General features: G+C 55.8%; 15 protein-coding genes. 7 read left to right on the top strand and 8 right to left on the bottom strand.

The annotated features are described in order from the left end of the window. The first annotated feature begins 338 nt into the window (after positions 1 to 338). The gene (locus ACR0KL_RS08500) at positions 339 to 1,118 is read left to right on the top strand and encodes an MOSC domain-containing protein (RefSeq protein WP_170678215.1); all 780 of its coding nucleotides are present in this window, start codon (positions 339 to 341) and stop codon (positions 1,116 to 1,118) included. A gap of 495 nt (positions 1,119 to 1,613) precedes the next feature. On the opposite strand, the gene ACR0KL_RS08505 is transcribed toward ACR0KL_RS08500, so the two are convergent. Beyond that, positions 1,614 to 2,255, bottom strand: a complete 642-nt coding sequence (locus ACR0KL_RS08505; RefSeq protein WP_170678213.1) for a TetR/AcrR family transcriptional regulator — start codon at positions 2,253 to 2,255, stop codon at positions 1,614 to 1,616. Between the two features lie 171 nt (positions 2,256 to 2,426). On the opposite strand from ACR0KL_RS08505, the gene ACR0KL_RS08510 reads away from it, so the two are divergent. Continuing rightward, a complete protein-coding gene (locus ACR0KL_RS08510) occupies positions 2,427 to 3,503 on the top strand; it encodes an efflux RND transporter periplasmic adaptor subunit (RefSeq protein ID WP_480776876.1) in 1,077 nt (358 codons plus the stop codon). Positions 3,504 to 3,515: 12 nt separating this feature from the next. After that, positions 3,516 to 6,659 carry an efflux RND transporter permease subunit gene (locus tag ACR0KL_RS08515; protein WP_480776877.1) on the top strand — a complete coding sequence of 1,048 codons (3,144 nt, stop codon included), beginning with the start codon at positions 3,516 to 3,518 and terminating at the stop codon, positions 6,657 to 6,659. Positions 6,660 to 7,325: 666 nt separating this feature from the next. Here ACR0KL_RS08515 and ACR0KL_RS08520 read toward each other — a convergent pair. The 7 genes from ACR0KL_RS08520 to ACR0KL_RS08550 are packed head-to-tail and all read right to left on the bottom strand — an operon-like array spanning position 7,326 to position 16,602. Beyond that, on the bottom strand, positions 7,326 to 8,747 hold the full coding sequence (locus ACR0KL_RS08520; protein WP_480554840.1) for an AMP-binding protein: 1,422 nt from the start codon (positions 8,745 to 8,747) through the stop codon (positions 7,326 to 7,328). Further along, complete coding sequence (locus tag ACR0KL_RS08525) at positions 8,740 to 9,585, bottom strand: hypothetical protein (RefSeq protein ID WP_170678206.1); 846 nt, start codon at positions 9,583 to 9,585, stop codon at positions 8,740 to 8,742. The genes ACR0KL_RS08520 and ACR0KL_RS08525 overlap by 8 nt, the downstream gene beginning before the upstream one ends. Beyond that, positions 9,582 to 10,913 carry a hypothetical protein gene (locus ACR0KL_RS08530; protein ID WP_170678204.1) on the bottom strand — a complete coding sequence of 444 codons (1,332 nt, stop codon included), beginning with the start codon at positions 10,911 to 10,913 and terminating at the stop codon, positions 9,582 to 9,584. Before ACR0KL_RS08530 ends, ACR0KL_RS08525 begins: the two co-directional genes overlap by 4 nt. Continuing rightward, positions 10,910 to 12,010 carry a DUF3419 family protein gene (locus ACR0KL_RS08535; protein ID WP_170678202.1) on the bottom strand — a complete coding sequence of 367 codons (1,101 nt, stop codon included), beginning with the start codon at positions 12,008 to 12,010 and terminating at the stop codon, positions 10,910 to 10,912. The genes ACR0KL_RS08530 and ACR0KL_RS08535 overlap by 4 nt, the downstream gene beginning before the upstream one ends. Beyond that, complete coding sequence (locus tag ACR0KL_RS08540) at positions 12,003 to 14,459, bottom strand: PEP/pyruvate-binding domain-containing protein (protein ID WP_170678201.1); 2,457 nt, start codon at positions 14,457 to 14,459, stop codon at positions 12,003 to 12,005. The genes ACR0KL_RS08535 and ACR0KL_RS08540 overlap by 8 nt, the downstream gene beginning before the upstream one ends. Then, entirely contained in the window at positions 14,456 to 15,367 is a 912-nt protein-coding gene (locus ACR0KL_RS08545) for a UbiA family prenyltransferase (RefSeq protein WP_170678199.1), read from the bottom strand. Before ACR0KL_RS08545 ends, ACR0KL_RS08540 begins: the two co-directional genes overlap by 4 nt. After that, entirely contained in the window at positions 15,364 to 16,602 is a 1,239-nt protein-coding gene (locus ACR0KL_RS08550; RefSeq protein WP_170678197.1) for a hydroxymethylglutaryl-CoA reductase, read from the bottom strand. Before ACR0KL_RS08550 ends, ACR0KL_RS08545 begins: the two co-directional genes overlap by 4 nt. Positions 16,603 to 16,988: 386 nt before the next feature. Here ACR0KL_RS08550 and ACR0KL_RS08555 point away from each other — a divergent pair, with 386 nt between their 5' ends. The 4 genes from ACR0KL_RS08555 to ACR0KL_RS08570 are packed head-to-tail and all read left to right on the top strand — an operon-like array spanning position 16,989 to position 20,898. Continuing rightward, positions 16,989 to 18,407, top strand: a complete 1,419-nt coding sequence (locus ACR0KL_RS08555) for a circularly permuted type 2 ATP-grasp protein (RefSeq protein WP_170638005.1) — start codon at positions 16,989 to 16,991, stop codon at positions 18,405 to 18,407. A 2-nt stretch (positions 18,408 to 18,409) separates the two neighbouring features. Then, on the top strand, positions 18,410 to 19,351 hold the full coding sequence (locus ACR0KL_RS08560; protein ID WP_170642552.1) for an alpha-E domain-containing protein: 942 nt from the start codon (positions 18,410 to 18,412) through the stop codon (positions 19,349 to 19,351). A gap of 3 nt (positions 19,352 to 19,354) precedes the next feature. Then, positions 19,355 to 20,152 carry a transglutaminase-like domain-containing protein gene (locus ACR0KL_RS08565; RefSeq protein ID WP_170678195.1) on the top strand — a complete coding sequence of 266 codons (798 nt, stop codon included), beginning with the start codon at positions 19,355 to 19,357 and terminating at the stop codon, positions 20,150 to 20,152. Positions 20,153 to 20,163: 11 nt separating this feature from the next. Beyond that, positions 20,164 to 20,898, top strand: coding sequence for a proteasome-type protease (locus tag ACR0KL_RS08570; RefSeq protein WP_170678193.1), 735 nt, complete (start codon positions 20,164 to 20,166; stop codon positions 20,896 to 20,898). Positions 20,899 to 21,282 lie beyond the last annotated feature (384 nt).

Consider the following 21,282-nt stretch of genomic DNA (forward strand, 5'->3'; position numbering starts at 1 on the left):
GCTATTTGAGGTACGCACCTCAAGTCCAGAATTTTTTGAGGTTCGTACCTCAAATAGTCAAAGAAGGTTGTCGACATCGCTTTTTAGTTATTGATTTTATTTAATTTACTTATTTGCGATGATGCGCATGTATTTTTGACAGCTAGGATTTTTGAGGCCCTGTTGACCAAAAATGGTACAGACCGCAATCGCGGCAATGATGCGTCCAGCAGGTTTAGCGAACCCGCTTTTGAAGCACTCACAGATTATTTGGTCGATACCATTGAGAATTGGAGATAGCGTCAAACAGCACGGACCACTGGGGATCGTGCATAACTCTTTTGGTCAGGTGCAGACGTATGAACACGCTCTCTATCGTCAGTTTAAACCGGTACCCAATTAAGGGTTTGAGTGCCGAGCCCATGCACACCGTGACGCTGCGAGCAGGAGAAGGGATTCCCGGTGATCGCCTGTTCGGATTCGCGCGCTACAACTCCGGTTTCGATGCGCAGAACCCTCAGCCACTGCCGAAAGATCGCTTTGTTGTTCTGTTGAATGAGGCTGCACTAGCAGGCGTTAAGACGAATTTTGATATTGAGACCCAAACTCTAAAGATCAAAGCAAGCGGCAAAACACACAGCTTTAATATGCAAGCACCAGAAGATCGGATGAATGCGGCAAGTTTCCTGTCTTCAGAGATCGATTTAAAAGATCCCGAACCGCCAAATTTCGTTTCGTCTGCTACTCATCGGTTTACAGATGTGTCTGTCGTGTCACCTAAAATGATGAATGCGATATCCGTTTTAAATCTGGCGTCGGTGGAGAGATTGGGTGAGCAACTGAACGCGGAAATCCACCCGGCACGCTTCCGGGCGAATATTGAGATAGACGGCCTACGCCCGTTTTCTGAGCTTAACGCAGTTGGATCAGTTCTTAGATTTGGCGACGTCGAGCTAAAGATACTCTCGCGTACGAAAAGGTGTGCAGCCACTGAAGTGAACCCGGATACGGCCGAGCGGGACTTGAAAATACCCTATCTAATTCGGAAGTTGATGGGTCATATGGACATGGGTGTCTATGTTGAGGTGGCTAAAGGCGGAAAGCTGAGCGTGGGCCAAACAGGGCAAGTGTTAAATTAAACACTACTTCCCCCGCCAAAGTGGCAGTCCCAGGCGATTTGTCCCGCGTTCTTTCAAATGATTTGTGTCTACTCTTTCGCCAGCCGTTTTCTTGCTCGCCTATGGGAGGTTCTGTAATAAGCGTAAAAACCCATGATGTGGGTAGAGAGAAACTCAGGCAATGCAACAAAGCATAGCCGACCTTAGAACTGATCTACAACGTAAGCCGCCAATTGCATTGCGTTTCAAGTGGTGCGTAAATTTGCAGGAAGGTGACAGTTAATATCTGATGTGAATCTCCGGCGTACGGACATTTTTGTAATTGGCGTTGTCGTCCTGAACAGCGACTCTGTGAGCTTGGCATCAGCTGCAAAAGTACCTTGGCGGTAGAACTGACATGCGCTTTCTGTAAGTGTCATTTTCTTGAACCCAAGCAGTAGTATAGGCGTAGGCGATGTACTGATTTTGTTTGTCCGCCATCAATTGTCAGTTGCGTTCGCTTTGGCTTGAGAACGCTTAACTCAGCATTCTTTCCGAAACGTCCTCAAGGAGGGTATGAAGATCAAACTCTTCGCCTTTCTCGGCAAGCCCTTTGTCGTGCAGAATGAAGGACAGCCCGTGCACGAAACTCCACAACAAAAAACCACGACGGCGAACTTCGTCTGTGATTCCCGGCTCGCCCAGACATTTTGCGACCTCAGTCAAAAGAATCCCGAAGCTTTGCTGGCCGCCTTCCTCCAGCCGCGGATCCGCGATGCGGTCTGTGAAGCCGCCAAATTTCAGCCTGAAAATCCCCGGCTCATTTAACGCGAAGGCAATGTACTCCATCCCTATGGCTGTAATACGCTCGGGAGATCCTTCAGGAACGCCTTCCAGCGCGGCAAGCATTTTGTCTCGGTGCCGATCCATTCCCTCAAGAACAGTGGCGACCAACATTTCTGTCTTATCTTTGAAGTGCTTGTAAGGCGCGGCAGTTGATACGCCCGCGCGTCTGCACGCCTCGGATACGGAAAAACTGTCCGGACCTTTTTCTTCGACCAATTGTCGGGTTGCTTTGATCAGTGCAGCGCGGAGATCACCGTGATGATAGGCTTTCTTGCTGACGGAAAGACCCGCCGTTTGTCTGTTTGTCGGATGATTTTTTTCGATGCTGCTCATGATCCAACATGTGCCAGATCACGTATCTCTTGTCAAAGTGAGAACTTCTAACATATGTTAGAGACACTAACTTGATGAGGTCCCCAAATGCCGAATCCTGCAAATTCATCTACTGAAGCGAACAAACCGAGCCTATTTGTACGTGTGTTACGCGGCACTGTGCGCCTGGGAGTGACCGTCAGTTTTATCGCCGTCGCAGCGGCTGCTGTTCACTTCGGAGCATCCGAGCTCACCCGTAGAGCGGAGGCGGTGCCCGCACCGGATGCCGCCGCTGTGACCCCGGTATCCGTGACGCCGATAACATCCGAGAGCGCTTACACAGTCGACCGTGTGTTCATCGGGCAGGTCGAACCTCAACGTTCGGCAGATATCTCTTTCGAACTGAACGGGACGCTCGATCAAATTCTGGTGGATGAGGGTGACGAAGTTGCCAAGGGTCAACTTCTTGCGACACTGGACATTTTACTGCTGGAGGTCGAACGCGAACGTCTGACAGCATCACGTGATGCCATTGCAGCCCAGCTTGCATTTGCAAGAAAGACGGTCGAGCGAAACGCGAAACTCATCGAACAAGGTTTTACCAGTCAAGCCCGTTTGGACGAAGCCGTTTCTCAGCAAGATGAATTGTTATCCAGGATTGGCGAGTTGGATGCAGCCTTGCGTGATGTGACCGTTCGGATCGAAAAATCCAGTATCAAGGCCCCATTTGCCGGTCAAGTAACCGCGCGACATGTGGACGGAGGTGAAACTCTGCGATCGGGCGAGCTAGTTCTGGGAATGGTCGAGGTCGTGTCGCCGCAGGTTCGGATCGGTATTCCTCTCGATGTTGATCCGGCGCTTCTGACTGATGTTGAGATCGAAATATCAGCTAAAAGCTACCGGGCTGAGCTTGCAACCTTGCGACCCGATATTGATCCGGTGACCCGAACCCGCACTGCGCTGTTCGATCTGAAAAACGCTCCCGACGTTGCTTTCGGACAAACCGCACGTGTGCATGTACTCAATCCTGTCCAAAGTGCGGGAACCTGGGTGCCCACAACATCGCTGAAGGAAGGAACACGCGGGCAATGGACACTGCTGGTTGCCGACGCGCAAAAGACTGTGCGCCTGGCGACGGTCGAAGTGCTGCATGCCGAAGATGACCGCGTCTTTGTGCGTGGCGCGTTTCCGGAAGGCACCGTTCTGATCGATCAGGGGCCGCAGCGGGTCAGCGTTGGTCAGCGCGTCGCTTTCAACACTGGCGAGTAACGGAGCGATCTGATGGAAACCCTTACCTTTCGCCATCCCCGGCTGGTTGCCCTGATCATTTTGGTGCTTGTATCTGCAGGGTTGTCTTCGTTCCTATCGCTTGGGCGACAGGAAGACCCCACGATCACCAACCTCTTCGCAACTGTAACCACGCAGTTTCCTGGCGCAGACCCCGAACGGGTCGAAGCACTGGTGACCGCAGAAATCGAAGAAGAGCTGCGAAAGATCGCCGAGTTGGATGAGATCAGTTCAGTCTCCCGATCGGGCGTGTCTGTCGTTTCGGTGGAATTGCTGGAAACGCTAGACGAAGCCACCATTGAGCAGGTTTGGGCCGAGGCTCGGGACGCCGTCGAAGATGCGCGCCAGAACTTCCCGGCAGGAGTATTGCCACCGGAGTTTGATGCCGAGGGTATTGCTGCTTATTCCGCTGTCATTGCAGTTGCGGCCGAGGACCCCGACTTCCCATTAACTTTGCTGTCTCGTCATGCCGAAGCATTAGGTGACAGATTGCGCGCGATACCTGCGACACGAGCCGTCGACTATTTCGGTCAGCCAGAAGAAGAGGTGCTCGTAAGTGTCGATATGGACAAGGCCGCTGCGCTTGGGCTTGGCGCTGCCGAGATTTCCCAGCGGATTGCCGAAGCAGATGGGAAGGTTCAGTCTGGGCGGCTGCAATCCGATGTCGACCTGACCATTGGCGTCAGCGGAGAAATTGAGAGTTTGGATCGCATTCGGAGCATCGTCCTGCGTGAAAACGCGGACGGTGCAGTGGTGCAACTCGGAGATATTGCCAGCGTAGACCGGGGCGCACGCGACCCGCAGTCCTCAATCGCATTTGCCAACGGAAAGCCCTCCGTTTTGGTGGGGATTCTGGCGCAGGACGGCGTGCAGATCGACCGCTGGACAGGCTTTCTACGGGATGAGCTTGAGGCCGGCGCCGCATCAGTGCCTTTGGGCATGCAGGAAATACTGCTGTTTGATCAAAGCCAGTACACGACGGATCGTTTGTCAGAGGTTGGGATCAACATGGCCATTGGTGTGGCTCTGGTCGTGGCAGTCTTGTTTGTTACGTTGGGCGTTCGTGCAGCTGCGATCGTGGCCTTGGTATTGCCGGTTGTCTCATTGGCAACTCTTGCGACGATGAACATGATTGGATTGCCAATTCACCAGATGTCCGTGACTGGCCTAATTGTTGCCCTCGGTCTGCTCGTTGACGCAGCCATCGTGATGACGGATGAAATTCGTCGTCGTTTGCAGGATGGGATGGAGAGACTTTCAGCCGTGCGAGATGCTGTTCGCCGGTTGGCTGCGCCTCTGCTGGCGTCGACTGTAACAACGGCGCTCGCATTCACGCCGATGATCTTGTTGCCGGGACCCGCCGGCGACTTTGTCGGTGCCATCGCCATAGCCGTGGTGCTTATGCTTGTCTGGTCCCTAATTGTGGCCTTGACGGTGACCCCTGCGATTGCGGGCTGGGTACTGTCCGACCGCCCCGACGCAGGAATGCTTAGCCGCGGTATCGGCATCCCGCCGCTTGCTCGAGTGTTCGAGGCCTCAATTCGATTGTCAGTCACTAATCCGGTGCGCTCCATCGCGTTGGCAATGGTCTTGCCCGTGCTTGGCTTTGCGGCCTTTCCAACGCTGACCGCGCAATTCTTTCCGGGCGTCGACCGAAACCAATTCTATATCGAGGTCGACATGCCGGGTGGAACATCAATTGCCACCACCGAAGCAACCGCCCGCCAGATCGATGAGATGCTGCTGACTGATGACGGCGTCAAAAGTGTCTATTGGACGGTTGGAGAATCCGGCCCGGCATTCTACTACAACATCGTTGGCAACCGTTCACGCGAGCCCGGTTTTGCACAGGCCATGATCACGACCGACACAGCCGACGACGCAGCCCGCCTTGTCGGAGCCTTGCAGGGTCGTTTGGATACCGACTTTCCTGACGCGCAGATCATCGTTCGTGGTCTCGTGCAGGGCCCTCCGGTCGACGCACCAGTTGAAGTCAAGATTCAAGGGCAGGACATCACGGTTTTGCGCGATCTTGGCGACGAGGTGCGTTCAGTTATGGCCAATCTCGATCTGGTGACGCAGGCGCGCGCCAGCGTGAACGGCGGCAATCCTCAAATCCGGTTCGAGATTGATGAGGTCAAAGCCCGTCTGCTGGGACTGGACGTGGCGGATATAGCTGGTCAGCTGGACACGGCGCTTGTTGGCGTCACTGGTGGATCACTGATCGAAGGGACTGAACAGTTGCCGGTGCGTGTTCGTCTGGGTAACAAGGTGCGATCAGACCTAAGCGCCATTGTCAGTATGCCCATCCTGCTGCCCAATGCTGCCGCCATATCCGCCACTAGTGTTTTCCCTGCTGTGCCGTTGTCGGAACTCGCCAGACCGGTGATCGAACCTGCGGAGAGCGTAATAACCCGAACGGACGGCGTGCGCGAAAACACCATACAGGCGTTTATCGTCCCCGGTGTTTTACCCGAAGAGGCGTTGCAGGACGTTTTAGAAGCGCTTGAAGCGTCCGGATTTGTATTACCGCAAGGCTATTCGATGTCCTTAGGCGGCGACAGTGATGCCCGATCCAACACCGTGGGCAATCTGCTTGCCTCTGTCGGTTTGATTGTCACACTCTCCATCGCGACCATCGTTCTGACCTTTAACTCGTTCCGACTGACGCTCGTGACCTTGGTCGTGTGCGTGTTGTCTGCAGGCCTTTCAATGCTGTCGCTGGCGGTCTTGCAATTCCCGTTCGGAATTACTGCGATCATCGGAGTCATCGGCTCGATCGGGGTTTCGATCAACGCGGCGATAATAATTCTGACCGGGTTGCAACAAGACGTTGACGCAAGCCAAGGCGACCGAGCAGCCATGGCGCGCGTTGTGACTGGTTCAAGTCGGCACATCATCTCGACAACGGTCACAACCTTTGGCGGGTTCCTACCCTTAATCATAGGCGGTGGAGCATTTTGGCCACCATTCGCCGTGGCCATCGCCGGAGGGGTACTTTTGTCGACCGTCGTATCCTTCTATTTTACGCCGCCCGTGTTCGCGTTGATGTATCGTGGATCATTCAACAAAAGACGTTTGGCCAATCACCCTCATTCCCAGCCCCACGAAGCCGTCGTCGCGCTTGTGGCGGAATGAGGATCTAGACCACTTCTTAAGAAGAATTATCATGCTTCAAAGCCGTTATTGTGTGAAGTAGGAAAAGGGCTGCTATCGGCCCTTAGTTGGCTTTTGCAAAGTCTGCTTTTGCGCTAAGCTGCCGTACTTGGCTATCCCAGCAATAGCCGTCTTGCGCTCACGGCGGCCGTTCTCTGCAAGTACGGTGAACGCCTGATGCAAGACAGAACCAAGTGAAATTGTGTTGGAGACACAGGCCGTTTGACCACTCAACCAGAGATCCTGTCAACTATAACCGGCCTAAGCGATCTTCACGGTTCGATATGACGCCAACAAAAACCCAATGGTTGTAAATCTCGCAATTCGAGTCGCATATCAACCTTGGCGACCTTGTAGAGCATAAAGCTATTCGGTTGGCGGAATTTGTGTACTTTTCCCGACAAAAGCTCGGACTGCTAGAACAGATCGGTCGCCGACACCAACCTGCCTCAAGTTGGCTTGTTCAGCTCATTTGCAAGGGTTGGCAAATGTTTGTGGACGCTTCAATTCGCGCTTGTTCGATGGTAGCTCTTTGCCCATCGGACGGCTTGTCGCCTGTTTGTTTTGTATGTGGTTGATGGGTATTTCAACCATTCGCAGGAAGGGCTGAAAGGTGAAGCACGCAGGGATTGTTGAGCCGTATTATGCCTAAATTAATTGGCTACTTTCCAGTTTCGTGCGATCGACTTTGGAGGCATGGCGCTTGTCCATAGGGATGCTCTCAATCGACACCACATTGGGAACGCCAAACCCAAGCGCAGAACGCTTCCAATCCTCGAGGTACTTTTGTGTTCCTTGGACGCAGAGTGTGGGGCCTACTTTCGTTGTGACAAAAGCGCATCGATCCACACCCGGCCATTGCTGGGCCGCGACTTCGATGGCAAAGGGGAAAAGCGTACCTGAAGCGACTTCAATTTCGGACCCGATACGCCCCCAAAGCCACAAACGTCCGTCATCATCCAGCGTGCCCGCGTCACCAGTCCGGTGCCAAACAATGTCACCTTCCTGGACTTTGTTTTGCCGTGAGTGATTTGGGTCCAAATACCCTTCATTCACATGTGCGCCGGCGACCTGAATCTCGTTGTCGCGAATGCGGAGCGTGATATCAGGGACCGGATAGCCCACGAGCAGCCCCCTTCCAGAAGCCATGTCGCGGTAATCCTCCTCCGAGATGTCGAGGGCATTGAGATGCGCGATTGGTTCAGCTTCGGTCGAGCCGTAGACGCACACAACCGACAGCCTGTGCCGGCTTCTCAATGTCTCCACCAGGTTTGGAAACACCGGGCCACCGCCGGTGAATACCGTGTGCAACGGCCCTGTGTCCTCGGATCGAACCAGCTTTTCGCACAGTGATGGCGGGATCAGAGCGCGGGTGACGTTCTGTGCCTGAATCCACCGTTCCAACTGCGTGGGTGATAGGCGGTCCAGTTTGCTGAGCTTCCAATTAGGTAAAACACTTGTGCGCCCGGCCGCCAGATTGATCAGGGTGAACACCGGAAAGGCGACCAGGTCCCGCTCGGAATTGCTGCTGTGGAGGAGGGGTGCGATCGCATCGTGCTGTGCCATCAGAAACGCGTGCGAGCGGGGAATGGCTTTGGGCTGACCTGTTGTGCCGGAGGTGAAGGAGATCAGGGCGATATCATCCGGTTGCACCTTGTGCACTGTCGGGGTGATGTGGCCTTCTCGGGGCGTGAGCAAGGGAAGGGTCCAAAGGCTGGGAAGCAGAAACTTTAGCAAGGAATACGGGCCCGCCGAACAGAACGCTTTTGGGTTTGTTGTCCGAATGGTATGGCGCAGACCGGCCAGTCCCATGGCTGGCTCCGGCAAGACTACGGTGGCGCCAAGGGACCACAGGGCGGCCAGGCTGGCATAGAGGTCCGCGTTGACCGGCATTGCCAACAGCACACGATCCCCCGGTTGGATGCCCCACTCTTGCCACCGACCCGCCAATTGTTGAACGCGTTTGTGTAGGGCATGAAATCTCACTTGGTGCCCTTTGCCGTCTACGATGGCGGTCTGGTTTGGAACCCGCTCAACCGCAGCGGCGAAATGGGACAACAGGTCAGCCATTCAGCTTGCGTCCAAGCAGGGTATAGCGCCGAAAAATCGTCGCACCTTCGGCGGCGCTGCGGTCCGCCGAGGTGTTGTCATCATGGATCAGCGCATGAATTGCCATGTCGTACCCCATGATGAAGGCTATCTTGTGAAACCTGTGGGCCAAATGCCGCCCAGCTCCCGGTTCGAGACTGGCGTAGGTCTTAAGGATGGCGGATTTCGGATTGGGGCCTTCGGCATAGTTGGGAATGCCGAACAAAAACCCTGCCAGGGTTCCGTCGTTGCGGCGCGCAAACAGGATCAGGTCGCGCTTCATTATCGGCACAACCGGCAAATACATGGCCAGAAAATCGGCCTCGGATATTGGCTTGTAGAACGCGTTGTTTGAGAACGCCCGGGTTGAGAGTTCAAAGACCTGACGAAACAGGGCCTCGGGGTCCGTTCCGTCCCAAGCTTCCACCACGAGCCCGTCGCCGTCCGGTGGTGCGGTCGCAGCAGCGGCCTGCAGCGGCACCCGGGCCGAGAAATACCGGCTGATCTCTGCAAACCCAGCCGACCGGAATACCTCGGGCTCATGGGACTTGTTGCTGGGTTCCATCAGGAACGGAGCGGACCCATCGCTGTCCGAGACGAACCGGTAGCTGTGCCAGGTATCGCCCGACATCGGCCCAATAATGCGGTCGAGGCCCGCGTCTTGTACCCGCTCGATCCCCTCGCGCAGGATTTCAGCACCGGCCCCAGACGTTTTGCAGGAAAAATCACCGAAAGTTGCTGTCGGCGCGCCCTCCCAGTGCGGGCCGTTCAGATAGACAGTCAATTTTGCATCCGCTGTTTTGATGGTCTCTTTGATCATGAACCAACTCCGGCAAAGACCCCTGCACCAAGTGATCTGGCAAGGAACCAAACGTAGTAAAACAAGGGCAGGGCGAGGGCCAACAGCGTGAGTCTAGACACTCTGTCTTTTTCGAACCATTGTGGTCGAGCCAACGGCACTGCGGCTGTAAGAAAGAGTGAAAACAGTGCCAAAGCCGTCAGAGGCTCGGCCCAGTTCGACTGTTCGGAATTCTGGTAAACAACCCAAGTCCGTATGGCGAACAAAACAGCTGCAGCAAGCGGTATCGCGATTGGGCTAGAACGCAGCGCCACCGCGATATGCCCCATGGCCAGCCCCATTGCACTTAGCCCAAAAAAGGAAATCGCATCCCATCCTGTTGCATTACCCATCGCAAGCCAACCAAACCCCAAAAGACCCAAGGCGGCGATGATATCCAGATCGGGGTACTTGCTGTCACAAGGAGAAGCAGTGCGCGCCCATCCGTGCGCAGCAAGAACCATGATCGGCAGTACTGTGTTCTGCAATTTTGCGGCGGCCAGCAGCAAAAAAACCGCAACAACATAAACACGGGTCGCATGTTTGGTCAGGCCCAGTTTGGTTCCAACCACGCCGAAACTGGTAAGAGCAGCAAAGAACAGAGCAGCCAACAGGGCGAGTTCTGCCAAAGAGCTGTGGTAGTGGCCGTTCAGAAAAATCAACAAGCCAAGCGGTAGGAACAGGTTGTCAAACCCGCGCCAACTCTGCGCTTCGACCAATGTGCCAAAACCCGCCACCATGAGGCACAACATCATGATGTTGGACGGTGGGAGGCTCGACATGAACAAGAAGCAGATGATCGCAACCAACAGCGTTACGACAAAAAACACGACTGAGCCTTCCAAGCTCTTGTCGCCATCCTCCACCACGTAGCGTTTGGTTCCATAGGTAGTTCCGGCCAGCGCAGCGGCGGCATCCGCCAGTGTCAGAACAGCAATCGGCAGGATGTAGAACAGTGTGTTTTCCCCAGCCAGCAGGAAGCAAAGCCCAACCGACAAGGCGAGCAGAAAGTCACCGTAGGACGTACGCTCTACCCCATGCAGAGTCGCGCCCAGACCCGATGAAAAGCGCGGAAGGCGGAGCACCAGCATCACCAGTATTGTGGCTGCAATCAGCATGTAAACCGGCCAACGATCGGGAAAGAGCCAAGGTAAAAGCAGTGCAAAGAGGCCGGTACTGACATGCATAAGTTTGCGCTGTACTTCGGCACTCAACCCCGCCGTTTTGGCCAGATACCGTATGACCATCATGACGCCGATCAAGGCGACCACGGACCCCGCCGCAAGCGGAATCTGCCCAAGAACAGTCACGGCAGAACCTCTTCGACGACGAAATCGGAATAGAAGAATGCCATGTCGCGGGCTTTCTGCTGGGTTTCGATGTTAGTCAGGGTTTTGACACGGTTTGAGTATTTCGAAGGAACTCGGCGGGGCGCCATCATGTTCCAATAGACCAATCGGGCGTTTGGTTCGGCGGCGGTCAGGATAGAGCCGTAAACCTGCGGGAAGGTCTCGGGGGACATGTATTCAAAGATGTCGGAAAGGTTGAAACCACTGGCTTTTTCACTGGTTGAAACAAAAGCCTCCAACGATCCGAGGCGTATGTCCAGACGATCCAACCGGGATCGGATCGCCTCATAGTGCTCGGGCCGCCAGGCCATCGGCAGCGCGTCGCCGTGGTTGCCCTTGAGAATCCAGTGCATATAGGGGTTTTGCGAGGGATCAGTGGTAACCCCTGCATGACGGATACGGCGGGCGACATGTTGGGCGGGGCTGCCCTCGACATGGTCGAAGAACGCACTGTCCCGACCCATGCGCCCCATGACGAAACGCGAGAAGAAGAGGTTCAGCAACAGCCGCCATCGAACCGTGTTGAACCGCGTGTCGAAAAAGGTTTGGCGCTCTGTCGGCGAGCGGGGGGTGAACACTGCGTCAATGGTCCTACGAGAATGCACCAGTGGCAGCAGCCAGCTTCGGAAGATGCGAAAATAGCGCTCGAACTTACCGACGCCGCCGATACCATGTCTTTCAACCTCCGGGGTTAGCGTCTGCCAGAAGGCGCGCGTCTCAGTATCGGTGGCCTCTAAAACCCGGTTCAATAATGCACCCCGTCGCGTACTTGCGCGCGAGCCTGTGAGTTCTACGAATTCCGGATGGGTCAGAACCTGATAGGCCGCGATCCGAAGCTTGAGGCAGGCAATCTGCGCCGGTGACAGGTCCAAAACCACAACGCGCGCAGGATCGAGTATCAGCATTGCCAGCGCATTGTCCCCGGCTGAGCAGATTGACACAAGTGTCTTGCCTGCACAATCACCCAGGGCTGAGGTGAGGACATCTGCGTCCTCCCACAGTTGGGCATAGCGGATATGGTCGAAATCCGCTTTTGTCTCGATCTCGCTGCTACCCATCGCACCGCTCCACTGCGCCGCTTGCCCCGTCTACACGGATCATCTCGCCATCTTCGATCCAGTGCGTGGCGCCTTTCAGGCCGACAACGCAAGGGATGCCCAACTCGCGCGCGACAATGGCCGAATGTGACAACAGCGACCCTCGTTCAACGACGATGGCGGAGGCGTTCGAGAACACGGCAATCCAGCCCGGGTCGGTGTGGCGGGCGACCAGAATGTCTCCGGGGTTCAGGGCTTCGTTGCGCGGGTCACGGATCACACGCGCGCGCGCTTTGATCTGTCCTGCGGAACAACCCGTGCCGTGTTTCACTCGTGCCGTATCTGCCTCGGCTTCCACATCTTCTGACCAGATCGGTGCGATAGCGGGACCACGGATTTCGATACGTTCGGGCGGTTCGGGGCGTCGGGAGGAGGCGTCATCCTCGCGTTTGCGCCGCGCAACGATGCCCTTTAGGTCAGGTGACAGGCTAAAGCCCTCAACCGCTCCGAGGACTTCATGTGTTGTCAGGAAGAATATATGCTTGGGTGAGGACAGCAGGTCGCGGGCGGCGAATTCCCGACCGATGCCTAAAAACACACGCCGGGCGTAGCCAAAAATACGCGTGCGCTCAAAGCGCAGGTTTTCCCGGTCGCGGACGCGCGCTTTGGTCCAGACCAAAATCCATTTGGCCAAATGCCGTTTGAAGGGGTTTGACGGAAACAGCGCCTTCCAGTCCGGCTCAGTACCTTCCTGACGCCCAGTCGTGGGACGTTCGGCGCTGGCTGCAATCGCTAGCAACAGGCTGGTCGGGTCGTCGCGCAGCGGAACGCTTTCCAGTTTGAGTTCCTCCGTACACCGGTCGCCGAACTTCTCAAGAAAGGCATCAATCTCGGCTTCGATCTGGGGGTGTCCGGACAAAACCGACAGTTCCGCACTGGCCTTTAGCGGCTCGGCAAGACCTGCCTGCCGGACCAGTTCTCCCATTCGGGCAATGCGTTGCGCGGGTTCCGCTGAAACGATATCGCCTTGCCCGATCATGAGGTCATTGTGCAGGGTCAACCCGTCCTCGCCCAGCCACTTTTGCAACAGGTTGCGAGAGCCGCCAAAGGCAATCATGCACAGGAAATCGTTGATCAGCGGGGCATCCCAACGATCCAGCAGGGTGCTTTCAATGCGACGATACTCGGCGGCCAGTTCGGTCGCATTTGAGGCATCCACATCCAGCCCTGTCTGTAAGATGTCGTTCAACCTGCGATAAAAATCACGCCGGGTCCGTGGCAGTCGGACGGCTTGCCAGATAAGGCCGCCCGCAACCTTTAACAGTTTCGCGTATTCCACAAGTTTGCGCCAGCCGGCGGCGGGCGGCGGGGCAAGAGCATCCGTAACCTCACGTGGCATCGGTTCAGAAACGCCCATCATCGTTTCCATGTAGTCGCGGTTTAGCGAAAACCCGGGCAGCAGCGCCAGCGCGCGATACCAGTTGATCAGATTATAATAGGCGCGCCCGTCCACCCGGCCCAGCAAGTTGTCAAACACGGTTGGGTTCCGGGCAATCGTATGCCGGGACACGCCCAGCAGCCTTACGAAAGCTCGATACACCTGAGAATATACATGCAGAGCAAAGGAATAAGTCAGCGGGCTGACGATCCCCGGATAGCTTTCGACGATATTGGAATTGTCGAAAATGGTCAGAGTCTGATCTGCAAGCGGCGCCGGGCGCAGGGTCGTGGTGATCGGTCGGGCCTGCAGAATATGCAGCCCTTGCGCATCGATCGCCCATTCGATGTCCTGAGGGGAACCGAACAGCGCCTCGGCCTTTCGGGCGAGGGCTGCAATGGATTGTGCCTCGGGCAGGGTCAAATGCGCGGGCGTGTCCAGAGTGTTTTCTGGTGTGCCATCCAAACCAATGACCCAGTCTTCTCCGTCCGCTTCGCCTGACACAAGCTGCTCCGCAAGCCCGTCAATGGCCGAGATCACGACCACATTGCGCCGACCACTGACCGGATCGGCGGAAAAGGCGACACCGGCCGCTTTTGCATCGATCATGCATTGCACGATGATCGCAGGGGCTTCGGCCTCACCGCCGGATTTGACCGCCCGATAAGTCTCAATCGTGGCTGAGAAACCGGATCGCCAGACCTGCTTGGCCGCTGCGATCACATCTTTGCCGGGAACTTTCAGGACCGTTTCGAACTGTCCTGCATGGCTGTGGTCCACACCATCTTCGGACCGGCCGGAACTGCGCACCGCGTAAGGTCCGGGTCCGAGTGTTTCAAGCGCGGCGGTCATAGCGGATTGCAGGCCCTTTCGCGCGATGGGTCCAGATTGCCCCATACGAAACGCATCGTTGGTGATGACAAAGAATAAGGGCGGGGAAAACCCGTGCTGCGCCAGATGCGAAAGGGCTGCCGCTTTCCCACCGACGACCGAGACATCGGTGGCATCCGATTGCGCAATGACGAAACTCATGCAACGGCTCCGATGAAGAAGGGTAGGAAACCAGCCGTAGCATAGCAGAAGAACACCCATAGGCCGGATACCGTGTCCATCCTGTGTTGAGCTTTTGCGATGGGTTTCTGAATGTAGCGGAGGGCGGCAAATCCGCAGGGCACAAGTGCCAGCGCGCCGATCAGGGCGGTGGGCCAGCCGACTCCGGTGGCGCTGCCAGTGCCGACAAGCAGGGCGTAGGAAACCAGGACGCAGCCGATCCAGATACGTCCCGCCAGACGCGGACCCCATAGGCCGGAGTAGGTGTCGACCCCGGTGATTTCGTTTTCTGGGGCCCATAATTTGCGCCCGATCTCAAGGACGCAGCCGTTCACAAAGGACAGTGCCAGGAACAGCCAGAGCGAGGGTGCTGCCCCACCTGCTGGCAGCCACTCGAGACCGGTTAGCAACAGGTCAATCAAGGGCATGATGGCCATATGGCTAAGCAGGTAAAGAACCGGTCGGGCCTTCAGCCAGACCGGGGCGCCAAATTCCACCGTCATTGCCGCGAGCCAAATCCAGACCGCACCCAACAGCCACAAAACGGGAGGGTGCGAGAACCATGCCGCAGCAAGCGCCAATGGGATGGTGAGCAATCCCAGGCTCAGGACTTCGCCTGGTGAGACCAATCCGCGTGGGATCGGCCTGTCCGGCCTGTACCGCCGGTCATCCTCGGCGTCCTTGAACTCATCGCAGACCCGCATCTGGAAGAACAACGCCATGGCCAGCACAAAACCGGCGGCAAAGGCGGGCCACTCGGGCAGGGGGCGGTCGGCCAGACGAGCGGACACGCAGATACTGGCCGAGGAAAACACCAGCAGCAGAGGGACGGTTTTCTTCAGCGGAAAACGCTCGGACTGGTAAATCCAGAATCGGTTCTGAATGCTCATCTGTGGCGGGCCAGGCTTTCATGGGCGCGGGTGAAATGGCCCGCTGCGATCGCGGCGACGATGGAGATTTCGCCGCACAGGCATGTGGCTGCGGCCACCTCGGCCAAAGCCGTGCCACATCCGTTGCCTTTGAGACCAAGTATATTCAGCGCCGCTGTCTGGCTGGGCAAACCGGTCCCGCCACCGACCGAGCCGACAAGGATGTTAGGAAGTGTCACCGAGCAGAACAGATCGTCGCCTCTAGGTTCCATGCGCGTGACGCCCATTGCGCTTTCGGCAACGCAGGCCGCGTCCTGTCCGGTTGCAATATAGAACGCCGCCAGCCCGTTTGCATAATGTGCCTGCGCGCCAAACTGGCCGGACAAGTGTGCCCCCAGATTGGCGACGCGCCCATAGTCCAGCATCGCCTCGACCGTGGTTCCCAGCGTCTTCTCGACAATCTCAGCTGGAAGCGTGACCGAAGCGCTGACCTTCCGCCCGCGCCCCGTCACCAACCCTAAAGCCGAGGCCTTTTTGTCGCCCGAGAAATTACCTTCGACATACCAGTTTTCAATCGCGACAGGGCAGCTATCTGCGATGGCGTGGCACAAGGCGTCGGTGGCGATGGTCACCATGTTCTGACCCGCAGCATCCCCTGTGGTATACCGACAAATCAGGAAAACGACGTTGGTGTCGATGAACGGCTCCAGTGAGACAAGCTTGCCATGACGGGTTGTCGCTTCGGCCGCAGATTGGAGTATGTCGACATTTGTCACCACCCAATCCACGAATTGCCCAGCCTTTAGCAGGCTCTCAAATACAAAGGCTGGTGTACGGAGCACACCTTCGTACAGAACGGCAGTGCTGACACCGCCTGAACGGGTGGCGGCGTAAGCGCCCCGGGCGTAAGACGCGACCAGCGCGGCCTCGGTGGTCGCGAGGGGGACATGGAAATCGCCATTTGCGTTCATCCCGTTTAAGCGCAAGGGGCCAATAACCCCGACAGGCAGCTTAACCGTCCCGATGAAATTCTCGATATTGGCACCGTAGATTTCGGCGTCTTTGATGGTCGCCGGATCCGCGATCTGTGCTTGATCGTCTGCGCTGGCTGTGGGTTTCAATTTGCCCCAAAAGCGTTCGACCATCTCTTTGGTCGGCTTGCGGGAGGGGCGCAGTGTTGAAAACTCCGCGTCGTTTGGCGCCATCTGATGGGGTATCTGATCGGCGTCAAATCGCGCTTTAATGCGTTGAAGCATTTCCCGAACGTGAAAAGGAATGACCAAAAGTGTGCTCCAATAGACTTTTCGTACATATGTTGTGCAGCTAAAAACCGATGCGAGGGCAAGGTATCAGTCGCGGGATCGAAATCCAGCCAAATGTTCGCTGATCATGTGTTTGATTCAAAGGGGTCTTGCATTCGTCAAAGAGCCCGAAGGATAAGTCTGTCAGAGGAAAGGGGGGGAGCAAGCCTTCTCCTCGATTTGTGCAACGAAGCCGCATGAATTCGAACAAAAAAACCAGCGGCGTTGTTCAAATTGGTGGATGCACCAACTCGCTTGAAAAATAGGCGTTTCTTCCAGAAGTGCTTACCAAAAAGGACCGAATGACTTGAAAACCCCGAATTGATCGTCAAACTTCTCGCATGAGTGAGTATTTTGATGAAATGTTCAACAGCGATGGATCGCTCCGAGGTCCATACGAAGAGATCGGTCGTTGGTTTGATGCGGAAGATGTATCGCGGCTAAGAGCTAAGCAGCGCGAGGCTGAGGAAGTCTTCAGGCTGACGGGCATAACCTTTAATGTCTACGGAAAAGCGGAAGCAGAGGAACGGTTGATACCGTTTGATATCGTGCCGCGCGTCATTTCCGCACGAGAGTGGCAGCGGCTGGAACGCGGCATCGAACAAAGGGTGCGGGCAATCAATGCCTTTCTTCACGACATCTACCACCGCCAAGAAATCGTAAGGGCCGGACGTGTACCGGCCGAGATGATCGCCGGAAACGAAGCGTTCCTGCCGCAGATGCTCGGTGTCTCGCCGCCCGGTCAGGTTTATACGCATATCGTCGGTGTTGACCTGGTGCGAACCGGACCAGATGAGTTCTTTGTGCTTGAGGACAACGCGCGCACGCCATCCGGTGTCAGCTATATGCTGGAGAACCGGGAAACGATGCTGAAGATGTTCCCCGAGCTCTTCAGTGCCACAAATGTTCGAAATGTTTCCGACTACCCGCGAAATTTGAGGCGGTCTCTTGCAGCCTGCGCACCGGCCTGTGCAGAGGGAGAGCCCACGGTCGCGGTTTTGACCCCCGGTATCTACAACTCAGCCTACTACGAACATGCGTTTCTTGCGGATCAGATGGCAGTGGAGTTGGTCGAAGGACACGATCTGAGGGTTGTCGACGGCCGCGTTTGTATGCGCACTACACGCGGCTACAAGCCTATCGACGTACTGTATCGACGGGTCGATGACGATTTCTTAGACCCGCTGAATTTCAACCCTGATAGCGCGCTGGGCGTTCCTGGCATCCTGGATGTCTACCGCGCGGGGGGCATCACTATTGCGAACGCTCCGGGCACAGGAATTGCGGATGATAAGGCAATCTACTCCTACATGCCTGAAATCGTTGAATTCTACACGGGCGAAAAACCTCTGCTTCAAAATGTACCCACCTGGCGTTGCAGCGATCCAGAGTCTCTGTCCTACGTGCTGGACAACCTGTCCGACCTCGTGGTCAAGGAAGTACATGGGTCTGGCGGTTACGGCATGTTGATTGGCCCTACGGCCAGCAAGAAAGAGATTTCAGCTTTCCGTGAAAAGCTGAAGAAGAGACCCGGGAACTATATAGCTCAGCCGACTCTGTCGCTTTCAACGGTTCCAATTTTCGCGCGCTCGGGGCTCGCACCCAGGCACGTTGATCTGCGCCCCTTTGTTTTGGTGTCTCCAGATGGGGTTAATATCACGCCCGGCGGTTTGACACGCGTGGCGCTGAAGAAAGGGTCGCTCGTCGTGAACTCAAGTCAGGGCGGCGGGACCAAAGACACCTGGGTTCTGGAGGACTGACCATGCTGGGAAAAACTGCTGGCGGGTTGTTCTGGATGTCCCGTTACCTCGAACGGGCGGAAAACACGGCGAGGCTGCTTGAAACAGGTCAGAGGATGGCATTGACCCGTTCCAAGAACTCTGCCGAAGAATGGGGCTCTGTACTGAAAACGGCTGGTGTTTTGGATGGATACCACGCCAAGTACGATGACATTTCAAAAGACAACGCTGTGGATTGGGTGTTGCGCGATGCCGACAACCCATCCTCGATCAAGTCGGTCATCAAACAGGCAAGGAACAACGCACGCCTTGTTCGAACCGCACTGACCCACGATGTTTGGAGCGCGGTAAACGCAAGTTGGATGCAAATTGACGAGGCGATGAAGCGCCGCGTGAATGAGCGCGACTTGCCGGCCATGCTGGAGCTTATTCGCCACCAGGCCGCATTGGTCCGTGGCGCCACTTTGGGCACCATGCTGCGCAATGATATTTTCGATTTCACCCGCATCGGCACTTTTGTCGAACGGGCCGATAACACGGGGCGCATATTGGACGTGAAGTACTACGTTCTGTTGCCCACGGCGTTCTCAGTCGGCTCGTCACTGGACAACATCCAGTGGGAAAGCATCCTTCGCTCCGTCGGTGCTGGCGGCGGTTATCGAATGACCCACGGTCAGAAAACCCGACCGTCTGACATCGCTGAGTTTTTGATCTTGGATGAGCGGATGCCCCGCAGTCTTCACTTTTGTTGTAGAAAGATTCAAGAAAACCTGTCCTACCTGAAGAAAGACTATGGCTTTGCGGGTCCGTCATGCGCCGCGTCAAATGCACTGTACGAGAAATATCTGGACCAGAAGATATCTGATATCTTTGAGTTGGGGCTTCATGAATACATTCAGGATTTTCTGAAAGATCTCGGCAACTTAAGTCGCCAGATCGAGATTGACTACCGGTTCTATGAGTAGCCCATGAAACTGCACATTCGCCATGAGACACGATACGATTTCGACGCGCCGGTCCCCTTTGGACTCCAGCAGCTTAGAAAAACGCCAAAGTCATTTCGCAACCAGACCATTGAACGCTGGAGCACTGAAGTTATCGGAGGGGTCAAAGAGCTGAGCTTTGAAGACTACCACCGCAACACAGTGGAATTGATCAGTTTCGAAGCAAATACCCAAAGCATTTCCTTGATATCCGAAGGCGTTGTGGCGGTGGAAGACACACATGGTGTCCTGGGACGCCACGAAGGGTCGACACCGCTGTGGCTTTTTAATCGGAGCACGCCTCAGACAACGCCAGGAAAAGGGGTTGCCGACGTGATCGGCGCGCTGCCTGAAGGCGAACCGCTTCAACAGATGCACGCCTTGTCCGAAAGAATTCGATCTCGGGTCACCTATGAAGTTGGAAGTTCGCATCCGGGTTGGAGTGCTGAAGAGGCCCTCGCGGCTGGGTGCGGCGTGTGCCAGGACCATGCGCATATCTTCATTACCTGCGCTCGACAGATCGGACTGCCAGCTCGCTATGTTTCGGGTTACCTGATGATGAACGAAACGGAGCTGCAGGACGCGACCCATGCCTGGGCCGAAGTGCATTTGGACGGGCTCGGATGGGTGGGATTTGACGTTTCCAACGGGATCTCGCCTGATCATCGTTACGTACGCGTCGCAACCGGTCTGGACTATGCCCAAGCTGCGCCGGTAATAGGGAACCGAATTGGGACAGCGGGCGAGCAATTGACAGTACAGTTGCAAGTCGCACAGCAGTAACGGAGAACTTAATGACCTATGCTGTGGGCATGCGGCTGAACCGCGGACTGGTGTTCATGTCCGATACGCGGACGAATGCAGGCGTCGATAACATTTCGACCTTCAACAAGATGTTCAACTGGACGGTGGAAGGTGAGCGGTCGATCACTCTGCTGACCGCAGGCAACCTGGCAACCACTCAGGCCACAGTAAGCCTGCTTGAGGAGCGTACAAAGGCGCCGGAAGATCGTTCTCCCTCGATTCTGGAAGCGCCGACAATGTTTCAGGTCGCGCAACTGGTGGCGGCTACACTGAACGATGTCATCGAAGAGCACGCCCGGTCTGGGCAACAAGCTGACAGCGCCTTTCACGCGACACTCATTCTGGGTGGGCAGATTAAGGGTGGGCCGTCTCGATTGTTCCTTATCTACCCCGAAGGCAACTTTATCGAGGCAGGCGACGACACCCCATTCTTTCAGATCGGAGAGACAAAATACGGCCGCCCAATTCTGGTGCGTGCCTACGATCCCGAAATGAGCTTTCCAGAGACCGTGAAACTCTTGCTCGTCAGCTTCGATTCCACGATCAAGGCAAACTTGTCTGTTGGGGCACCGTTGGATCTACTGCTTTACGATGAAGACAGCCTTGAGGCTGGCACGAGGTCCAGGTTTGAGAATGACGATCAGTACTTTCGAACGATATCGGAAGGTTGGGGCGACGCCTTGAAGTCTGCCTTGTCCAAACTTCCAGAATACAAAGCGGTGTAAGAGCGAAATAGTCGATCCTCGGCTTGGTCCGCGCCCAGGTCATTGCCTGCTCATAGTTCACGCCCTCGCACTAATGTCTGTTGTTGCGCCTGCCGCCGCAGCAACTTGAAGGTTGGACGAACTGCCGCAAAGGGCCGTCGGTGTTTTGGGCTGCATGCGCGGTATAATTGCCCCAAAAACGCGACCTTCACCTTAGAGCTGAGCGACATTCCACATCTGTCACCGTTCAGAAAGGGTGCCGTGCCCACGGTTCCAAATGCCGCCCAGAGCGCCGCCGGGGGCGGCATTTGATTGACATTTTGGGGATTTTGGCGCAGAATAATAGCATATTTTATTAACATTAACCCTATTTGAAATTTGCATATCACACTTGGTCGCCATTGG

This window comes from Ruegeria sp. C8, assembly GCF_056537565.1.